This window comes from Aeromicrobium sp. PFPM2_SD2 (assembly GCF_057364525.1).
Window position 1 is genome coordinate 1 of record NZ_JBNFNZ010000687.1, and the last position, 846, is coordinate 846.

Below are 846 nucleotides of genomic sequence, written 5' to 3' on the forward strand. Positions count from 1 at the left end.
GCGTCCAGGCGGCCCGAGCGGCGGTGATCTGGCGTCCAGGCGAGGCCGGCCGGTGGACGCAGGCTCACCGCTCCCGCGTCAGGCGCCGTAGGTGAGGCGCAGCTCGCCGTAGAGCAGCTGACCGAGCCGCCGGCTCGCGCGGGCGACGTCGTCCTCCTCGGGCGCCGCGTCCGGCGTCGAGACCCGCACGCGGAGCTTGGAGCCGGCCCCGGCGCGCGTCAGGTCCAGCGTGACGACGTCGTCGGGGCGGTCCGTCCACAGCGACGACCACACGACGCGTCCGGGGCGCTGGGACTCGAGCACCCGGGGCGGCACCTCCTCCGCCTCGAGGACGAGCCACGGCCGTGCGCCGGTGGTGCGCGGCGCGACGAGGTCGTCCCAGACGACGGCGGGCGGTGCGGGCAGCGTCTTGGCCCGGTCGACGTACTCGATCACGGGCCCAGGCTAGGGCGACCCCGGCCCACCCGTACGGTCTTCGCGTGGAGTCCGACCCGCTCGTCGCCCGGCTCCGCGCCGCCGGGTGCGTGTTCGCCGAGGACGAGGCCCTGGTGCTGCGCGAGTCGGCCACCGACGAGGCCGCGCTGGAGGCGATGACCGTCCGCCGGGTCGCCGGGGAGCCGCTCGAGACCGTGGTCGGCTGGGCGTCGTTCTGCGGCCTGCGCGTGCTCGTCTCCCCCGGCGTCTTCGTCCCCCGCCGGCGCACCGAGCTGCTCGCCGAGGAGGCGGTGGCCCGGACGCGACCCGGCTCCGTCGTCGTCGACCTGTGCTGCGGCACGGGGGGCGGTCGGCCTGGTCGTCGCGACGCACGTGCCGGGGGCACAGGTGCATGCGGCCGACGTCGACCCC

Annotated in this window: 2 protein-coding genes; one reads left to right on the forward strand and one right to left on the reverse strand. The window is 77.2% G+C overall.

The genetic code is table 11. From position 1 onward, the window contains the following. Positions 1-78: 78 nt before the first annotated feature. The gene (locus AC2W7G_RS17470) at positions 79-435 is read right to left on the reverse strand and encodes a hypothetical protein (RefSeq protein WP_485869554.1); all 357 of its coding nucleotides are present in this window, start codon (positions 433-435) and stop codon (positions 79-81) included. 44 nt (positions 436-479) lie between these two features. On the opposite strand from AC2W7G_RS17470, the gene AC2W7G_RS17475 reads away from it, so the two are divergent. After that, on the forward strand, positions 480-846 hold a 367-nt coding region (locus AC2W7G_RS17475), incomplete at its 3' end, for a class I SAM-dependent methyltransferase (protein WP_485869555.1).